We start from the raw sequence: 17,325 nt of genomic DNA, 5'->3' as shown, positions 1-17,325 counted from the left end.
ATCGCACCGAGACCGTGGACAACAACGAGACCATAACCATCGGCGTCGACCGCACCGAGAAGGTCGGTAACAACGAGAAGATCAGTATCGGCGCGAACCGCACCGAGGACGTCGGCAGCAACGAGACCATCAGCATCGGCGTCGACCGCACCGAGAAGGTCGGCAGCAACGAGAAGATCAGCATCGGTGCCAATCGCACCGAGGACGTCGGCAACGACGAGACCATCAGCATCGGCGCGAACCGTAGCGAGTCGGTGGGCAACAACGAGACGATCAGCATCGGCGCCGACCGCAGCGAGTCGGTGGGCGCCAACGAGACCATCGACATAGGCGGCAACCAGAGCACCAGCATCGGCAAGAACGAGTCGCGCAGCGTCGGCCAGGGCCGCGATACCTCGGTGGGCAAGGACGATAGCCTGGACGTGGGCAAGAGCTTCACGCTCAATGCCGGCGACTCGATCACCCTGGTCACCGGTGCCGCCAGCATCCGCATGAAGAAGGACGGCAGCATCGTCATCAGCGGCAAGAACATCACCATCGACGGATCCGGGGCGATCAACATCAAGGCCGACAAGAACGTGGTGGTGAAGGGACGCAAGATCCTCCAGAACTGAAGCGGCGCAGAGCCAGGGAGTCAGCGCATGAGTGTCGAGATCCATCTACCTGGGGCCACGACGGCCCTTCCCGCGCGCCTGGACGGCGTGGTCATCGGCGTCCTCCTCGACGTGCCGGACGCCGCCGCTCCGGTGGTCGCCTATCCCGGTTGCCCGAGCGAGCACGGCCTGGCGGCGGCCACCACCACTCAGCTCAGTCGCGCCGACATCGGCGCCCAGGTAGCGCTGATGTTCGTCGCCGGCGATCCGCGCCAGCCGCTGCTGATCGGCCGCATCCAGCGCCTGCCGCAGGAAGCGCTGGCGCAACTGGACGGCGAGCGCCTGGAGTTCAGTGCCGAACGCGAGATCGTCCTGCGCTGCGGCAAGGCCAGCATCACCCTGACCCGCGCCGGCAAGGTGATCATCCATGGCGCCTACCTCTCCAGCCGCTCCACCGGGGTCAACCGGATCAAGGGCGGTTCGGTGCAGATCAACTGAGCGCGGCGGGCCGGACATGGAACTGTTGAACGCCACCCCGCTGGCCGCCGCCTACAACCAGGGGCTCGACGCCGAAGGCCGGGAGTCGCTGGTGGTGATCGCCAAGGGCAGTTTCGACCTGCCGCTGGACGGTCGCGAGGCGCGCCTGCTGGACGAGCAGCAGGCGCTGCTGATGGTCGATGAATTCTATGGCGAGCCGGGGCTTTCCGCGCCGCGCCGGGAGTGCGAGTTCGTTCCCTTCAAGCCGTTCTGCGATGTGCTGGTGCTGGGCAGCGCCCAGGCGCCCGGCGGGCGGCCGGTACAGCAGTTGACCGCGGGCATCCGCGTCGGCCGGGTGAGCAAGGCGCTGGCGGTGCATGGGCCGCGCCAGTGGGAACCGGGATTGCTCGGTGCCGGCGCGGGCGTCGCGCAGCCGTTCCAGCGCCAGGACATTTCCTACGCCAGTGCCTTCGGCGGCAGCCATGCCTCGCCGGACAACCCTGATTTCATGGATTGCTACATGGCCAATCCGGCCGGATGTGGCTGGTTTCCGCGCAGCGCCGACACCGCCGAGATCGTCGGCACGCCGATGCCGGCCACGGAAAAACTCGGCGAGCCGGTGGACAGCCCCCACGGCCGCTTCACGCCGATGGCGCTCGGCCCGCTCGGTCGCCACTGGCAGGCCCGGGTCGGCTTTGCCGGCCGCTACGACGACGCCTGGCTGGCCGAGCGCTTCCCGTTCCTGCCCGCCGATTTCGACGAGCGTTACTTCCAGTCCGCGCCGGCCGACCAGTGGACCGACCATCTGCGCGGCGGCGAGGAGGTCCTGCTGCTCAACCTCACCGGCGAGGAGCGCGCGGCCTTCCGCGTGCCGCGCAGGGAGGTGCCGGTTACCTTCTTCCTGAAAAAGGGTGGCCACGAAACCGCGCAGGCACGGATCGATACCCTGCTGGTGGACTGCGACGCCCGTCGCGTGGAAGTCACCTGGCGCATTCGCCGGCCGTTGAAGCGCAACCTGTTCGAGATCGCCCAGGTGCTGGTCGGCAGCAAGTCCGCCGCCTGGTGGCGCGCCCGCGAGCTGGGCAAGGACTACTACCCCTCGCTTGCCGCGTTGGCACGCAGCCGCCAGGCCGAGGAGGACGAGGCATGAGCCAGGCCCTGAGCATCGTCGCCTCCGGCATGGTCAGCGCGGTCGGCCTCAGCGCGCCGGCCAGCTGCGCGGCGATCCGCTGCGCCCTGGACAACTTCCAGGAAACCCGTTTCATCGACCAGGGCGGCGAATGGTTGCTTGCCGCCAGCGTGCCGCTGGAGCAGCCCTGGCGCGGCCGCGCCAAGCTGCTGAAGATGGCTGCGCGAGCCATCGACGAGGCCTTGCGCGGCCAGCCCGATCTCGATTGCACGGAGCTGCCGCTGCTGCTCTGCGTCGCCGAGGGCGACCGTCCCGGACGCTGCGCGGGGCTCGACGAGTCTTTCCTGCGTGACCTGGAAGGCGAGCTGGGACGACGCTTCCATCCCTCCTCGGCACTCATCGCCCGTGGCCGGGTCGGTGGCGCGGTGGCCCTGCTCAACGCGCGCAAGCTGATCCAGGGCGGCTGCCGGCAGGTCCTGGTGGCCGGCGTCGACTCCTTCGTCAGCGGCCCGACCCTGGCCGCCTACGAGGCCCGCGAGCGGCTGCTGACCAGCCAGAACTCCAACGGCTTCATTCCCGGCGAGGGCGCCGCCGCCGTGCTGGTCGCCGCGCCGCTCCACGAGGAGGCGCCGCAGCTGCTCTGCATCGGCCTCGGCTTCGGCATCGAGAAGGCCACGGTGGAGAGCGAGGACCTGCCGTTGCGCGCCGACGGCCTGACCCAGGCCGTGCGCGCCGCCCTCGCCGAGGCTGGCTGCGGCCTGGAGCAGATGGACTACCGGCTCACCGACATTTCCGGCGAGCAGTACTACTTCAAGGAGGCCTCGCTGACCCTGAGTCGCAACCTGCGCGTGCTCAAGCCGAAGTTCGACCTCTGGCACCCCGCCGACTGCATCGGCGAATGCGGCGCCGCCATCGGTCCGGCGTTGCTCGCCGTGGCCCTGGCCGCTTCGTGCAAGGGCTACGGCGACGGGCCGAACGTGTTCTGCCACCTGGGCAACGATGCCGGCGAACGCGCCGCCGCGCTGCTCAGCTATCGACGGGTGAGGGCTGCCTGATGGCCAACGAGGTGTACGCCAACAACATGGAGATCTCCTGCAAGGCGGCGAGCGGCAAGTCCATCGCGGCCTTCCCGGATGTCTGCTTCACCCCGCCGCAGGCGCCGCCGACGCCGTTGGGGGTACCGATCCCCTACCCCAATACCGGCCTGTCCAAGGACACCACCAAAGGCACCCGGACCATTCGCATCACCCGCAAGGAGGTGATGCTGAAGAACAAGAGCTACTACAAGACCAGCTACGGCGACGAGCCGGGGCGGGCGCCGAAGAAGGGCATCGTCACCAGCAAAATCAAGGGCAAGGTGTACTTCACCTCCTGGTCGATGAACGTCAAGTTCGAAAGCAAGAACGTGGTTCGCCACCTCGACCTGACCACCCACAACCACGCGTCCTTTCCCGGCAATACGCCACCCTGGATCTATTCCGACAAACAGACCATGGCGCTGCACAAGGATTGCGAGGAGGACGTGCAGAAGGAGAAGACGGCTTGCGCCGGCAAGAAGACCAAGGCGGAGAAGTGCGCCGACGATGGCTGCAAGAAAGCCAGGAAATGCCTGTTGGTTTCCTACAACCAGGGCAAGAGAAAGAGCGGCATCGGCTGCTGTCCCGGCGAACAGCCGCACCACCTGATCGAGGCGCATTGCTTCTACGAGGTGGGCAAGCGCGGCGAGGGCGACAGCATGTTCTTCAACGCGCCTGCGGGCAAGCAGCCGTACAAGGACACCGAGTCGCCCTGCGTGTGCGCCGAAGGGCCCCGGCATGCGGGCGAACACGGCCAGTACCATGCCTTCCAGCAGGCTCTGGAGGCCAAGCACCACGAGAAGTCCGGCGGCTGGACCTACGCGGATGCGCGCAACGCCGGGGTCAAGGCGAACAAGGCGGTGAACGAACAGTGCAACGACAAGTGCACCGCGGCTCAGTTGGACAGTTATCACAAGGAACGCTGTGGGGTGACCGACAGCACGCCGCTCAGGACCGACCCGCAGGCGGGGACACGCTCGGTGGGTACGCTGGACGCCAAGCAAACCGCTGCCCTGCAGGCGGAAATCGGGGCGATGAGCGGCATGTCGGCGGCCGGCGGTTCACTGTAAGGAGTAGAAAGTGTCGTTCGAGAAAAATCATTTCAGCTATCTGCATGGCGTGGTGCAGAGCCGCACGACGATCCGCGCGGTGGCCCAGATCGATCAGTTGACCGAACAGGGAGCGGCCAACGCCACCCTGATCAAGTGGAATCTCTCGTCGCCGCCGCCAGCGGCGTTCAACCTGGCTTGGTACTGCACGCGCATGGCGATCCAGAAGGTTCCGCGTGGTGGCGGCATCGAGCTGATCTACATGGGGCCGGATGGGCACATGGGCTACGGCACCGCCAACGGCGATAGCGAGGCGCCGATCTGGCCGGCCGGTGAAGGGCCGGATGTGTACGGCGTCCTGCGCGACCTGCAGGGCATCGGCGATGGCGTCTATGCGGTGGGCATGGGCCGTCAGGTCTACCGTCGCGACCCGTCGGGCGCGTGGCAGCGAAAGGATGCGGGGACGCTGCAGGACCGCGAGCTGATGGATGTCGTCGGCTTCAACGCTATCCATGGCCTCGACGAAGCGGACCTGTATGCCGTGGGCTACGCCGGTGAGGTGTGGCGTTGCGGCAATGGACGCTGGGAGCATTTGGACAGCCCAACCAATGTAATCCTCAATGCGGTGCACATGCTTCCCGACCGCCGCGTGGTGGTGGCGGGCAAGAACGGCTTTCTGATGATCGGCTCGGCGAGTGCCTGGAAGGTCGTCGAGACCGGGCTGGACGCGCAGATATGGGACGTCCAGTACTTCAACGACGACATCTACCTGGCTACCAGCAATGCGCTTTATCGGCTCGATGCACACCATGTCCCGCAGCAGGTGGACATGCGCCTCTGCGGGCCGGTGACCTGTGGCCAACTGCATGCCGGCGACGGCATTCTCCTGTCCACCGGTCGCAAGCACCAGTGTTGGAGCGACGACGGGAGCGTCTGGCATGACCTCACCTGAGTTGCGCCCATGCTGACTTCCGTGGTGCTCGACCAGCACGCCGAGGAAGCCGCCTTCCTTGCCCTGCTCCGCGACTACGCCGTGCGTGCGCCCCATTACGACCTGGAGGAGCTCGCCGAGCTCGATCAGCGCATCGAGGCGCACCTGGACGGCCTGGCGATCGCCGGCCAGGCCGGCCATGACGCCCTGCTCGAGCAACTCGACGCGCACGCCCAGGGCGAGGCGTTCGCCCTCGCGGTGCTGGCCATGCAGGCAGGAGACGATGCGTTGATCGGACGGATGCGCGCCTGTCTTGCGGCGTCTCCGGAAGCCCGGCGCGGTTTCGCCGCAGCCCTCGGCTGGCTCGACTGGGGCCAGGCGCGGCCCTGGGTGGAGCGCCTGCTGGCCTCGCCCGAGCCGCTGTTCCGCGCCATTGGCCTGGCCGCCTGCGGCATGCACCGGCATGACCCGGGGCCGGCGCTGCTGTCCGCCCTTGGCCACGCCGACCCGGCGGTGCTGGCGCGCGCCGCGCGCACCGCCGGCGAACTGCGTCGGCGCGACCTGATGGCGAATATCCGCGCCTACCGCGCCCACGACGACCCGAGCCTGCGCTTCTGGGCCAACTGGGCCACCGCGCAGATGGGCGACGAGGAGGCGTTAGGGCCATTGCGTGCGTTCGCCGGGCAGCCCGGCCCGTTCCAGCTGCCGGCGACCATGGTGCTGCTCGCCTGGCAGCCGCGTGACACCAGCATGGCCTGGATTCGCCAACTGATGCAGGCGGCGGACACGCGGCGGATCGGCATCCAGGCCACCGGCCTGTTCGGCGATCCGGTGGCGGTGCCCTGGCTGATCCAGCAGATGCGCGACGAGAGTCTGGCGCGGGTCGCCGGCGAGGCCTTCAGCCTGATCACCGGCGCCGACCTGGCGTTGCTCGACCTGGAGCTGGAGGCCTTGCCCGACTACGACCCAGGCCCCAACGACGATCCCGACGACGACAACGTCGCCCTCGACGACGACGAGAACCTTACCTGGCCGGAGGCGGAGCGAGTCTCCGCCTGGTGGCGTGACAACGGCGCGCGCTTCGTCGCCGGGCGCGCCTACCTGCTCGGCGAACCTCTGGGCGAGGCGCGCTGCCGCCAGGTCCTGCGCAACGGCCAGCAACGCCAGCGAATGGCTGCGGCGTGCCTGCTGGCGCGCTTCGTGCCGAACCTGCCGCTGTTCCCCACCGGTGCGCCGGTGCGCCGCCAACTGGACCTGTTCTGATAGCTGGCTGGCACCGGGCGGCCAGGTCATGGCCGCTGGCGCGGTGCGCCGGGTTTTCCCATTCGACGAATTTCCCTGCACGTAGCCAACCGGTTGACTGAAACCTTTCACCACTTATGCGGGGCGAATGGAAATGCCACTCGTTTGCCATGATAGCCTGTCGACATCCTCTGGAAATATCGTGAAAAAAGCTGGCAACGTGCGAGATAGAGGGATTTTTTAATTTATGGTTAAGCTTCGGGCATTAGCGTTGAGCACCAGAAGTGACCGATCGGTCACGTAGGTCGCTCTGCGTTTGTTGTGCCTTTTTCCTATGGGGAAAGCGTCGGCAGACGTGGGAAAATTCAATCGATCCATTCATCGAGGTTCCGAACCATGCCAGACCGTATGCGGGGCGTTAAGTCCGATTCTCCAGAGCAGGAAAGCGCTGACGACGCATTGAAAAGGATTGTCGATGGATTCCAGCATTTCCGCCGGGAGGTCTTTCCCGAGCAGCAGGCGCTGTTCAAGAAGCTCGCCAATAGCCAGCGGCCGCGGGCGATGTTCATCACCTGCGCGGATTCGCGCATCGTTCCCGAGCTGATCACCCAGAGTTCCCCCGGCGACCTGTTCGTCACCCGCAACGTCGGCAACGTGGTGCCGCCCTACGGGCAGATGAACGGCGGCGTCTCCACCGCCATCGAATACGCCGTGCTGGCGCTGGGCGTGCACCACATCATCGTCTGCGGCCACTCCGACTGCGGGGCGATGCGCGCCGTGCTCGACCCGCAGACCCTGGAACGCATGCCGACGGTCAAGGCCTGGCTGCGGCACGCCGAGGTGGCGCGCACGGTGGTGGCGGACAACTGCGACTGCGGCGCCAGCCACGACACCCTCGGGGTGCTCACCGAAGAGAACGTGGTGGCCCAGCTCGATCACCTGCGCACCCACCCCTCGGTGGCCTCGCGCCTGGCCAGCGGGCAACTGTTCATCCACGGCTGGGTGTACGACATCGAGAGTGCGCAGATCCGCGCCTACGACGCCAAGCAGGGTCGCTTCCTGCCCCTCGACGGCGAGCATCCGGTGCCGATGGCCACGCCCGCGCCGCGCTACCTGAACTCGTGATAGCGGCGGCCGTGCGGGCCGCCGGATAACAACAGCGTTTTCGCGTCACCTTTCGCCGTTCCTGCCATGGACGACCTCTGGGAAGCCCCGTTCCGGGGCTGAACGGGTCGCTATTACAAGAAAAAACACACTGCGCACACACAACCGGCGCCGGGCCTGGTCCTGGCGTCGCTCCCTCGTCGTGGAAAAAATTCGCAGGAGAACTGTGCCATGCATGTTTCAAAGGTGTTTCCGTCCCTCCGGGACACGTTGCCGCGGGACCTGATGGCCTCCGTGGTGGTGTTCCTCGTCGCCCTGCCGCTGTGCATGGGCATCGCCATCGCCTCCGGGATGCCGCCGGCCAAGGGCCTGCTCACCGGCATCGTCGGTGGCCTGGTGGTCGGCTTCCTGGCCGGCTCGCCGCTACAGGTCAGCGGCCCGGCGGCCGGCCTCGCGGTGCTGGTCTTCGAACTGGTGCGTACCTACGGGGTGGCCATGCTCGGGCCGATCCTGCTGCTCGCCGGCGCCATCCAGCTGCTCGCCGGGCGGCTGCGCCTGGGCTGCTGGTTCCGGGTCACCTCGCCGGCGGTGGTATACGGGATGCTCGCCGGCATCGGCATCCTCATCGTCCTTTCGCAATTGCACGTGATGCTCGACCTGGCGCCCAAGGCGTCCGGCCTCGACAACCTGCTGGCATTCCCCCAGGCGGCGTTCGCCGCGCTCGGTTCGCTGGGCATGGACAGCGGCCTCGACGCGGCGCTGCTCGGGCTGGGCACCATCGCGGTGATGTGGGGCTGGGACAAGCTGCGTCCGCAACGCCTGCGCTTCCTACCCGGCGCGCTGCTCGGCGTGAGCCTGGCGACCCTGGCCAGCCTCTGGCTGGCGCTGGACGTGCGACGGGTCGAGGTACCGGCCAACCTCGGCGAGGCCATCGACTGGCTACGCCCGGTCGACCTGCTGGCCCTGGCCGATCCCTCCCTGCTGCTGGCGGCGGTGGTGGTGGCCTTCATCGCCAGTGCGGAGACCCTGCTCTCGGCGGCGGCGGTGGATCGCCTGCACGACGGCCCGCGCTCGGACATGGATCGCGAGTTGTCCGCCCAGGGGGTCGGCAACATGCTCTGCGGCCTGCTCGGCGCGCTGCCGATGACCGGGGTGATCGTACGCAGCTCGGCCAACGTCAACGCCGGTGCGCGAACCCGCGCCTCGGCGATCTTCCACGGCCTCTGGTTGCTCGCCTTCGTCCTCCTGCTCGGCAGCCTGCTGCGGCAGATTCCGGTGGCGAGCCTGGCCGGGGTGCTGGTCTATACCGGGGTCAAGCTGGTCGATTTCAAGGCCCTCGGCAACCTCTCTCGCTACGGCCGGATGCCGATGCTGGTGTACGCGGCCACCGCCCTGGCCATCGTCTTCACCGACCTGCTGACCGGCGTGCTGGTGGGCTTCGCCCTGACCCTGCTGAAGCTGGTGCTGAAGGCGGCGCGGCTGAAGATCGCCCTGCGCTACACCGGCGAGCATGAAGCCGAGCTGCGCCTGAGCGGCGCCGCGACTTTCCTCAAGGTGCCGGCGCTGTCGCGGGTGCTCGACGAGGTCAAGCCGGGGACCACCCTGCACGTACCGATGGATAACCTCAGCTATGTCGACCATGCCTGCATGGAGCTGCTCGAGGATTGGGGGCGGATGGCACCGGTGCAGGGCTCGCGCCTGGTGATCGAACCGCGCGCCTTGAAGCGTCGCCTGGAAGGGCGCCTGCGCGGCAGCGTCGGGTTGGGCGGCGCGCGCAATGGCGGGGCGGTCAGCCCAGGCTGAGTTCCACCCCGAGCTGCTTCGACAGGCACGGCCACTGCTGCCAGGCGGCGACCACCCGCGGGTTCTTCAGGTTCTCGCGGTAGGCGCGGGCCGAGTCGGCGTCGAAGGTGGTGGCGTCGAGCATGTTCTCCACTGCATGGTGGACGGCTTCGTCCAGCCGGTTGGCGAAGGGCTCGCCGATCAACTGGTGGGCCACCAGGTTGGCCACGGTGGTGTCCAGTGGGATCAGCGCCTGGCCGAAGTGGGCGATGTAGCGGTCGTTCACTTCTTCCACCAGGCGGTGCGCCAGGTAGGCCTCATCGAGCAGGGCGTCGAGGCCGTCGTGGCCGGCGAGCAACGCCGGCGGGGTGAGGAAGAACTGCTCGGCGACCTTCAGCACCGGCTTGATCCGTTCCTCGATGCCGGCTTCGCGGGCCACGCTGTTGGCGGCGTCGAGCAGGTCCGGTACCTGTTCGACGTAGGCGTGGACGAAGCGGGTGAGTATGTCTTCCGTGTTCTCGCCTTGCGGCTGGATGGTGCGATGCAGGCGGGGCAGGCAGCTGGCTATCAGATCAGCCAGGTGACCGTGGCGGGCTTCGCTGAGGTGCGCCTGCTGGATGAGTTCACGGAGGGCAGCGGTGTTCATGGGTTCTCCCATACAACGGGGATGGTGAAGAAGAGGAGAAACATAGCCGGCGGCGCGCGCCGGCTAAGACGCGATTGTCATAATCGCTTCGTGGTTATGCGAGGATGATATATCAGGCGGCCACCATTCGCCTGCAAAGCCACGCCGCTCGCGGCTTTTAGAGAAGAATCGGCACTTTCCAGCGACGTTTTTACGCTGCGTTGTTATGTCGCAGCCGCTGTCTATACTCCCACTCGAATGCTGAACCTGATGAACCCGGCCTGCCTTGCTGTGTGCCGAGGTGCGACGGTCAAAGTTCGTTGTCTTGGCGGTCCACCCCTTGGCCGTTGGCGTCTGCCGGCGGGATAAAAACAACGATAAGGGGAACCCGAATGCTGCGACATCCACGAGTCTGGATGGGCTTCCTTTTGCTCTCGGCGATCAGCCAGGCGAATGCCGCCTGGACGGTCAACATGGCCCCGGGCGCTACCGAGGTGAGCCGGTCCGTCTTCGACCTGCACATGACCATCTTCTGGATCTGCGTGGTGATCGGCGTGCTGGTCTTCGGCGCGATGTTCTGGTCGATGATCGTCCACCGCCGCTCCACCGGCCAGCAGCCGGCGCATTTCCACGAGAGCACCACGGTGGAAATCCTCTGGACGGTGGTGCCGTTCGTGATCCTGGTGGTGATGGCGGTGCCCGCCACCCGCACCCTGATCCACATCTACGACACTTCCGAGCCGGAGCTGGACGTGCAGGTCACCGGCTACCAGTGGAAGTGGCAGTACAAGTACCTGGGCCAGGACGTCGAGTACTTCAGCAACCTGGCCACCCCGCAGGACCAGATCCACAACCGGCAGGCGAAGGACGAGCATTACCTGCTGGAGGTGGACGAGCCGCTGGTGCTGCCGGTGGGCACCAAGGTGCGCTTCCTGATCACCTCCAGCGACGTGATCCATTCCTGGTGGGTGCCGGCCTTCGCGGTCAAGCGCGACGCCATCCCCGGCTTCGTCAACGAGGCCTGGACCAAGGTCGACGAGCCCGGCATCTACCGCGGCCAGTGCGCCGAGCTGTGCGGCAAGGACCACGGCTTCATGCCGATCGTGGTCGACGTCAAGCCCAAGGCCGAGTTCGACCAGTGGCTGGCCAAGCGCAAGGAAGAGGCGGCGAAAGTCAAGGAACTGACCAGCAAGGAGTGGACCAAGGAAGAACTGGTCGCGCGCGGCGACAAGGTCTACCACACCATCTGCGCCGCCTGCCACCAGGCCGAAGGCCAGGGCATGCCGCCGATGTTCCCGGCGCTGAAGGGCTCGAAGATCGTCACCGGGCCCAAGGAGCACCACCTGGAAGTGGTCTTCAACGGCGTGCCCGGCACCGCCATGGCGGCCTTCGGCAAGCAGCTCAACGAGGTCGACCTGGCCGCGGTGATCACCTACGAGCGCAACGCCTGGGGCAACGACGATGGCGACATGGTCACCCCGAAAGACGTCGTCGCCTACAAGCAGAAACAACAATAGGAGACCGCCATGAGTGCTGTGATCGATACGCCCGACCACCATGCCGGCGACCACCACCACGGACCGGCCAAGGGCCTGATGCGCTGGGTGCTGACGACCAACCACAAGGACATCGGCACCCTCTACCTGTGGTTCAGCTTCATGATGTTCCTGCTCGGCGGCTCGATGGCCATGGTGATCCGCGCCGAGCTGTTCCAGCCCGGCCTGCAGATCGTCGAGCCGGCGTTCTTCAACCAGATGACCACCATGCACGGCCTGATCATGGTCTTCGGCGCGGTGATGCCGGCCTTCGTCGGCCTGGCCAACTGGATGATCCCGCTGATGATCGGCGCGCCGGACATGGCCCTGCCGCGGATGAACAACTTCAGCTTCTGGCTGCTGCCGGCGGCCTTCGGCCTGCTGGTCAGCACCCTGTTCATGCCCGGCGGCGGTCCCAACTTCGGCTGGACCTTCTACGCGCCGCTGTCGACCACCTTCGCCCCGCACAGCGTGACCTTCTTCATCTTCGCCATCCACCTGGCCGGGATCAGCTCGATCATGGGCGCGATCAACGTGATCGCCACCATCCTCAACCTGCGCGCCCCGGGCATGACCCTGATGAAGATGCCGCTGTTCGTCTGGACCTGGCTGATCACCGCGTTCCTGTTGATCGCGGTGATGCCGGTGCTGGCCGGCGTGGTGACCATGATGCTGATGGACATCCACTTCGGCACCAGCTTCTTCAGCGCCGCCGGCGGCGGCGACCCGGTGCTGTTCCAGCACGTGTTCTGGTTCTTCGGCCACCCCGAGGTGTACATCATGATCCTGCCCGCCTTCGGTGCGGTCAGTGCGATCATCCCGACCTTCGCGCGCAAGCCGCTGTTCGGCTACACCTCGATGGTCTACGCCACCGCCAGCATCGCCTTCCTCTCCTTCGTGGTCTGGGCGCACCACATGTTCGTGGTCGGCATCCCGGTCACCGGCGAGCTGTTCTTCATGTACGCCACCATGCTGATCGCGGTGCCCACCGGGGTGAAGGTGTTCAACTGGGTGACCACCATGTGGGAGGGTTCGCTGACCTTCGAGACGCCGATGCTGTTCGCCGTGGCCTTCGTCATCCTGTTCACCATCGGCGGCTTCTCCGGACTGATGCTGGCGATCGCCCCGGCGGACTTCCAGTACCACGACACCTACTTCGTGGTCGCCCACTTCCACTACGTGCTGGTGCCCGGCGCGATCTTCGGCATCTTCGCCTCGGCCTACTACTGGCTGCCGAAGTGGACCGGCCACATGTACGACGAGACCCTCGGCAAGCTGCACTTCTGGATGAGCTTCATCGGCATGAACCTGGCGTTCTTCCCGATGCACTTCGTCGGCCTCGCCGGCATGCCGCGACGGATCCCCGACTACAACCTGCAGTTCGCCGACTTCAACATGGTCTCGTCGATCGGCGCCTTCATGTTCGGCACCACCCAGCTGCTGTTCCTGTTCATCGTCATCAAGTGCATCCGCGGCGGCAAGCCGGCCCCTGCCAAGCCCTGGGACGGCGCCGAGGGCCTGGAGTGGAGCATCCCTTCGCCGGCGCCCTACCACACCTTCAGCACCCCGCCCGAGGTCAAGTGAGGAGCGCGCCATGAGCGATGCCAAGGTCGATACCCGCCGCCTGGTCGGCCGCCTGCTGCTGGTGACCGTGCTGATGTTCGCCTTCGGCTTCGCCCTGGTGCCGCTCTACGACGTGATGTGCCGCGCCCTGGGGATCAACGGCAAGACCGCCGGCAGCGCCTACAGCGGCGAACAGCAGGTGGATGTCGGGCGCGAGGTGAAGGTGCAGTTCATGACCTCGAACAATATCGACATGGTCTGGGAGTTCCGCTCCGCCGGCGACCAGTTGGTGGTGCATCCCGGCGCGGTGAACCAGATGGTGTTCTACGCGCGCAACCCGAGCGACAAGCCGATGACCGCGCAGGCCATCCCGAGCATCGCCCCGGCCGAGGCCGCCGCCTACTTCCACAAGACCGAATGCTTCTGTTTCACCCAGCAGGTGCTGCAACCCGGCGAGAGCATCGAGATGCCGGTGCGCTTCATCGTCGACCGCGATCTGCCCAAGGATGTGCGGCACGTGACGCTGGCCTACACCCTCTTCGATATCACTGCGCGGAAGCCGCCCGTACCGGTTGCGGGACGATAAGGAGAACAACATGGCAAGCCACGAACACTATTACGTCCCCGCCCAGAGCAAGTGGCCGATCATCGCCAGCATCGGCCTGCTGGTGACGGTGTTCGGCCTGGGTACCTGGTTCAACGACCTCACCGCCGGCCACAAGGAATCCCATGGCCCGTGGATCTTCTTCGTCGGCGGGCTGATCATCGCCTACATGCTGTTCGGCTGGTTCGGCAACGTCATCCGCGAGAGCCGCGCCGGACTCTACAGTGCGCAGATGGACCGCTCGTTCCGCTGGGGCATGAGCTGGTTCATCTTCTCCGAGGTGATGTTCTTCGCCGCCTTCTTCGGCGCGCTGTTCTACGTCCGCCACTTCGCCGGTCCCTGGCTCGGCGGCGAGGGTGCCAAGGGCGTGGCGCACATGCTCTGGCCGAACTTCCAGTACAGCTGGCCGCTGCTGCAGACCCCGGACCCGAAGCTGTTCCCGCCGCCGAGCGCGGTGATCGAGCCGTGGAAGCTGCCGCTGATCAACACCATCCTGCTGGTCACCTCCAGCTTCACCGTGACCTTCGCCCACCACGCCCTGAAGAAGAACAAGCGCGGCCCGCTCAAGGCCTGGCTGGCGTTGACCGTGCTGCTGGGGATCGCCTTCCTGATCCTGCAGGCCGAGGAGTACGTGCACGCCTACAACGAGCTGGGCCTGACCCTCGGCGCCGGTATCTACGGCTCGACCTTCTTCATGCTCACCGGCTTCCACGGCGCCCACGTGACCCTCGGCGCGCTGATCCTCAGCATCATGCTGATCCGCATCCTGCGCGGTCACTTCGATGCCGAGCACCACTTCGGCTTCGAGGCCGCCAGTTGGTACTGGCACTTCGTCGATGTGGTCTGGATCGGCCTGTTCATCTTCGTCTACGTGATCTGACCGCCACCGGGGGAATCAGAAATGCCAGGGCGCGTGGCTGTTCAGCTCGCCGCTGTAGAAGCCCCAGGCGACCAGCGCCAGGGTCGCCGCGGCGAGCACCACGCGGACGGTCAGCGAATTGACCACGCGGGAACCATGGCCCTGGTCCTTGACCAGGAAGAACAGGCCGCTGAACAGGCTCACCAGGGTAGCCAGCAGTAGCAGGACGATCGCCACTTTCAACATGATGGGACTCCGGCGATGGGGGGATTCATGCAGTATAGCCAGCGCCTCGGGGAGGCCGGACGCAATGACAGACGCAGCATGCGTGGCGCGTTCCGCCCCGGCCTGCTGCCGACCCTGGTAGTCCTCGGCCTGCTGCCGGTGCTGCTCTGGCTGGGCACCTGGCAGTTGCAGCGGGCCGACGAGAAGCGCGCCCTGCTGGCCAGCTACGAGGCCCGGCGCGGCGCCGAGCCGGTGTCGCCCGGGCAGCTAGAGGGGCTGCGCGACCCGGCGTACGTCCGCGTGCGCCTGCACGGCCGCTTCGACGAGCGGCATACGCTGCTGCTGGATAACCGGCTGCGCAACGGGCAGGCCGGGGTCGAGGTGCTGCAACCCTTCTACGACCAGGCCAGCGGCCTCTGGCTGCTGGTCAACCGCGGCTGGGTCGCATGGACTGACCGACGTTCGCCGCCGACGCTGGAAACCCCCGACCGCGTCCTCCTGCTCGACGCCTGGACCTACCTGCCGCCACCCGGCGGCCTGCACCTGGCCGACGCGCCGGCCGGCGGCTGGCCGCGCCTGGTGACCCAGCTCGACATCCCGGCGCTGTGGCAGGCCTTCGGTCGCGCCGGGCTGCCCTGGGAAATCCGCCTGGAACCGGGCGACGCCAGCTTCGACACCGACTGGCCCCTGGTCTCGATGCCGCCGGAGCGGCACACCGGCTACGCCGTGCAGTGGTTCGCCCTGGCGACGGCCCTGCTCGCCCTCTATCTCTACCTCGGTGTGCGCCGCGCACGGGAGAAAAACCATGAGTCTCGCGATTCCGATGCCTGAACGTCCGCGCCGCGCCCGCGGCCGCCTGCAACTGCTGGCGATCATCGGCCTGGTGGTGGGGCCGATGCTGCTCGCCAGCGCCATGTACAAATGGAATTTCTGGGTGCCACAGGGGCGCAGCTACAGCGGCGCGCTGATCGGCAACGGCCAGACCCCCGCCGACCTCGGCGTGCAGGGACGCAGCCAGGGCGAGCAGTGGCAACTGCTGGTGACCGCGCCGGGCACTTGCGGCGAGGACTGCCAGCAACTGGTCTACCTGGCCCGCCAGGTCAACATCGCCCTCGGCCGCGAAGCCTCGCGCGCCGGCCACGCCCTGGCCGCCAGCGGCGAGCTGCCGGCGGACTTCGCCAACCTGGTGAGGCAGGACTACCCGCGCCTGCAGCGCTACGGCCTGGACCCGGCCCTGTACGACAAGGCCGGCGGCGGCGAGCGGCCGCTGCTGTGGGTGGTCGACCCGCACGGCAACCTGGTGCTGCGCTACGACGCCAAGGCCAACGGCAAGAAGCTGCTGAAGGACGTGCAACTGCTGCTCAAGCTCTCGCATATCGGTTGATCGGCGTGGCCGGCGCGGTTCCCGGCCCGATGAGGACAGAACGACAAGAAAAAGGGGCCCGCGAATGTCAGGCGCAACCCGCAAACCCGGTTTCACCGTCGCCGTGCTGGCGACCCTGCTGGCCGCCGTGGTGGTCCTGCTCGGCGCCTATACCCGGCTGACCCACGCCGGCCTCGGCTGTCCGGACTGGCCAGGCTGCTACGGCTTCGTCCACGTGCCGCTGAGCGAGGCGCAACTGGCCCACGCCGAACTGCACTTCCCCGACGCCCCGGTGGAGGCGCAGAAGGGCTGGAACGAGATGATCCACCGCTATTTCGCCGGCGCCCTCGGCCTGCTCATCCTTGGCCTGGCGTTGCATGCGCTGGTCCGCCGCGGGCGCGACGGCCAACCGCTGAAGCTGCCGCTGCTGCTGCTCGCGGTGGTGATCGCGCAGGCCGCCTTCGGCATGTGGACGGTGACCCTCAAGCTCTGGCCGCAGGTGGTCACCGCCCATCTGCTCGGCGGCTTCACCACCCTGGCGCTGCTCTTTCTCCTCGCCCTGCGCCTCTCCGGACGCTTCGCGGCGCGGCGCTACCCGGCGGCGACCCGCGGCCTGGCGGGGCTGGCCCTGTTCCTGGTGATCGGCCAGATCGCCCTCGGCGGCTGGGTCAGCAGCAACTATGCGGCGGTGGCCTGCATCGACCTGCCCACCTGCCATGGCGAGTGGTGGCCGCGGATGGACTTCGCCAACGGCTTCCACCTGACCCAGCACATCGGCCCCAACTACCTCGGCGGCCAGCTCGACAGCGACGCGCGCACGGCGATCCACATGACCCACCGGATCGGCGCGCTGTGCGTGACCCTGGTCCTCCTGCTGCTCGCCTGGCGCCTGCAGCGCAGCGGCCTGGTCTGGCCGACCGCGCTGATGCTGCTCGGCCTGTCGCTGCAGATCGGCCTGGGCATCAGCAACGTGCTGCTGCACCTGCCGCTGCCGGTGGCGGTGGCGCACAACGGCGGTGGCGCCCTGCTGCTGCTCAGCCTGGTGCTGGTCAACTATCGCCTGCGCGCGCCGGCCAGCGTCCGCGCGCCGGCACCGTCGCCGCAGCGCGTGCGCCGCACGCTGCCGCCGGCGCAAGGTTCGCGGCTGAAGGCCGCCTGACAGACAGAA

17 protein-coding genes and 1 pseudogene are annotated in these 17,325 nt (G+C 67.1%); 16 read left to right on the top strand and 2 right to left on the bottom strand.

From position 1 onward, the window contains the following. The 9 genes and pseudogenes from vgrG1b to HMPREF2581_RS07250 form a co-directional block, all read left to right on the top strand. Positions 1 to 614, top strand: a pseudogene (gene vgrG1b, locus HMPREF2581_RS07290) (type VI secretion system spike protein VgrG1b); the annotation flags it as partial. A 27-nt stretch (positions 615 to 641) separates the two neighbouring features. Next, positions 642 to 1,091, top strand: a complete 450-nt coding sequence (locus tag HMPREF2581_RS07285) for a DUF6484 domain-containing protein (protein ID WP_003136987.1) — start codon at positions 642 to 644, stop codon at positions 1,089 to 1,091. Positions 1,092 to 1,107: 16 nt separating this feature from the next. After that, entirely contained in the window at positions 1,108 to 2,220 is a 1,113-nt protein-coding gene (locus HMPREF2581_RS07280; protein WP_016254347.1) for a DUF2169 family type VI secretion system accessory protein, read from the top strand. Continuing rightward, a complete protein-coding gene (locus HMPREF2581_RS07275; RefSeq protein ID WP_003136990.1) occupies positions 2,217 to 3,254 on the top strand; it encodes a 3-oxoacyl-ACP synthase in 1,038 nt (345 codons plus the stop codon). The genes HMPREF2581_RS07280 and HMPREF2581_RS07275 overlap by 4 nt, the downstream gene beginning before the upstream one ends. Beyond that, a complete protein-coding gene (locus HMPREF2581_RS07270) occupies positions 3,254 to 4,345 on the top strand; it encodes a PAAR-like domain-containing protein (RefSeq protein WP_003136992.1) in 1,092 nt (363 codons plus the stop codon). The genes HMPREF2581_RS07275 and HMPREF2581_RS07270 overlap by 1 nt, the downstream gene beginning before the upstream one ends. 10 nt (positions 4,346 to 4,355) lie before the next feature. Further along, complete coding sequence (locus tag HMPREF2581_RS07265; protein ID WP_003136994.1) at positions 4,356 to 5,276, top strand: beta propeller repeat protein; 921 nt, start codon at positions 4,356 to 4,358, stop codon at positions 5,274 to 5,276. A 9-nt stretch (positions 5,277 to 5,285) separates the two neighbouring features. Then, the gene (locus tag HMPREF2581_RS07260) at positions 5,286 to 6,518 is read left to right on the top strand and encodes a TIGR02270 family protein (protein WP_003136996.1); all 1,233 of its coding nucleotides are present in this window, start codon (positions 5,286 to 5,288) and stop codon (positions 6,516 to 6,518) included. 375 nt (positions 6,519 to 6,893) lie between these two features. After that, entirely contained in the window at positions 6,894 to 7,622 is a 729-nt protein-coding gene (locus HMPREF2581_RS07255; RefSeq protein WP_003083701.1) for a carbonic anhydrase, read from the top strand. Positions 7,623 to 7,832: 210 nt separating this feature from the next. After that, a complete protein-coding gene (locus HMPREF2581_RS07250) occupies positions 7,833 to 9,404 on the top strand; it encodes a SulP family inorganic anion transporter (RefSeq protein WP_003136999.1) in 1,572 nt (523 codons plus the stop codon). Here HMPREF2581_RS07250 and HMPREF2581_RS07245 read toward each other — a convergent pair. After that, positions 9,391 to 10,029 carry a hypothetical protein gene (locus HMPREF2581_RS07245; protein ID WP_016254346.1) on the bottom strand — a complete coding sequence of 213 codons (639 nt, stop codon included), beginning with the start codon at positions 10,027 to 10,029 and terminating at the stop codon, positions 9,391 to 9,393. The two genes, HMPREF2581_RS07250 and HMPREF2581_RS07245, sit on opposite strands and share 14 nt — an antisense overlap. Before the next feature lie 371 nt (positions 10,030 to 10,400). Here HMPREF2581_RS07245 and coxB point away from each other — a divergent pair, with 371 nt between their 5' ends. Genes coxB through HMPREF2581_RS07225 form a run of 4 tightly spaced genes read left to right on the top strand, consistent with a single transcriptional unit; the run spans position 10,401 to position 14,590 of the window. Beyond that, positions 10,401 to 11,525 (top strand): cytochrome c oxidase subunit II, encoded by a 1,125-nt coding sequence (coxB, locus tag HMPREF2581_RS07240; RefSeq protein ID WP_003101203.1) that lies wholly within the window; start codon positions 10,401 to 10,403, stop codon positions 11,523 to 11,525. Between the two features lie 9 nt (positions 11,526 to 11,534). Beyond that, entirely contained in the window at positions 11,535 to 13,127 is a 1,593-nt protein-coding gene (gene ctaD / locus HMPREF2581_RS07235) for a cytochrome c oxidase subunit I (protein ID WP_003083723.1), read from the top strand. Positions 13,128 to 13,137: 10 nt separating this feature from the next. Beyond that, positions 13,138 to 13,692 carry a cytochrome c oxidase assembly protein gene (locus HMPREF2581_RS07230; RefSeq protein ID WP_003083725.1) on the top strand — a complete coding sequence of 185 codons (555 nt, stop codon included), beginning with the start codon at positions 13,138 to 13,140 and terminating at the stop codon, positions 13,690 to 13,692. Positions 13,693 to 13,702: 10 nt separating this feature from the next. Further along, positions 13,703 to 14,590, top strand: coding sequence for a cytochrome c oxidase subunit 3 (locus HMPREF2581_RS07225; RefSeq protein WP_003083728.1), 888 nt, complete (start codon positions 13,703 to 13,705; stop codon positions 14,588 to 14,590). Positions 14,591 to 14,605: 15 nt separating this feature from the next. Here the strand turns inward: HMPREF2581_RS07225 and HMPREF2581_RS07220 are convergent, their stop codons facing one another. After that, positions 14,606 to 14,815 (bottom strand): twin transmembrane helix small protein, encoded by a 210-nt coding sequence (locus tag HMPREF2581_RS07220; protein WP_003110653.1) that lies wholly within the window; start codon positions 14,813 to 14,815, stop codon positions 14,606 to 14,608. 15 nt (positions 14,816 to 14,830) lie between these two features. Between HMPREF2581_RS07220 and HMPREF2581_RS07215 the strand changes: the two genes are divergently transcribed. From HMPREF2581_RS07215 to HMPREF2581_RS07205, 3 genes are all read left to right on the top strand, one after another. After that, positions 14,831 to 15,625 (top strand): SURF1 family protein, encoded by a 795-nt coding sequence (locus HMPREF2581_RS07215; protein WP_003119510.1) that lies wholly within the window; start codon positions 14,831 to 14,833, stop codon positions 15,623 to 15,625. Continuing rightward, positions 15,600 to 16,178 carry a hypothetical protein gene (locus HMPREF2581_RS07210; protein ID WP_003101218.1) on the top strand — a complete coding sequence of 193 codons (579 nt, stop codon included), beginning with the start codon at positions 15,600 to 15,602 and terminating at the stop codon, positions 16,176 to 16,178. The genes HMPREF2581_RS07215 and HMPREF2581_RS07210 overlap by 26 nt, the downstream gene beginning before the upstream one ends. Positions 16,179 to 16,242: 64 nt before the next feature. Beyond that, the gene (locus HMPREF2581_RS07205) at positions 16,243 to 17,316 is read left to right on the top strand and encodes a COX15/CtaA family protein (protein ID WP_003137003.1); all 1,074 of its coding nucleotides are present in this window, start codon (positions 16,243 to 16,245) and stop codon (positions 17,314 to 17,316) included. Positions 17,317 to 17,325 lie beyond the last annotated feature (9 nt).

The organism is Pseudomonas sp. HMSC057H01 (genome assembly GCF_001836405.1).
Classification (GTDB): Bacteria; Pseudomonadota; Gammaproteobacteria; order Pseudomonadales; family Pseudomonadaceae; genus Pseudomonas; species Pseudomonas aeruginosa.
Note: the sequence above shows the minus strand (reverse complement) of the source record. Positions and strands in the feature narration are given on the sequence as shown.